Source organism: Vibrio sp. 1401, assembly GCF_033340295.1.
Window position 1 is genome coordinate 1 of record NZ_JAWOWF010000739.1, and the last position, 545, is coordinate 545.

Sequence of the window (545 nt, forward strand, 5' to 3'; positions counted from 1 at the left end):
TGAGACTTTATACTAGCAATTTCATTTTCGATTGCTCCGGTGGAGCGTTTTTGATTATAGCCACCTGGCTCCCATACAATCGAGTCCAAGTTAACTTCTTGCAACTAAAGTTTTCGGGATAACTGTTTCGACAACCAACTCTTGCCTGAGCCAGAATTACCGATGATGAGAATTTTCTTCATATTACTCCCGCATGCTAACGCCCAGTTAAGGGGTGAAGCACGCAATGACCAAGCCGCTGCATAGCACTTCAACACCGAAATCAACGCATACCAAAAATGCCACGCGTGCTGAATCCCTCTTGAACTGTTTGTTATGTTCGTAGCTTTTGTAACCCTTGTATTGCTCGGTTAGTCGAATCTATTAAGTCTGTACGCTTCAGTTTCGTTCGAATAGCCAAAGCCTCAATAAACTGCTTTTCAGCGAGTTCATAGTTACCAAGCTCCACGTTTAATTTACCCAAGTGTTGTAAACTGAAACTCAAAGAAAGCACACAACCGTAATCTTGGCTTTGTAAGTATGCTCTTTCAGCACCACCCATATCA

The 545-nt window shown here is 42.6% G+C and carries 1 pseudogene; it reads right to left on the reverse strand.

What is annotated here, in order from left to right:
* Positions 1 to 313 precede the first annotated feature (313 nt).
* Positions 314 to 545: pseudogene (locus R7Z77_RS27885) on the reverse strand (hypothetical protein); the annotation flags it as partial.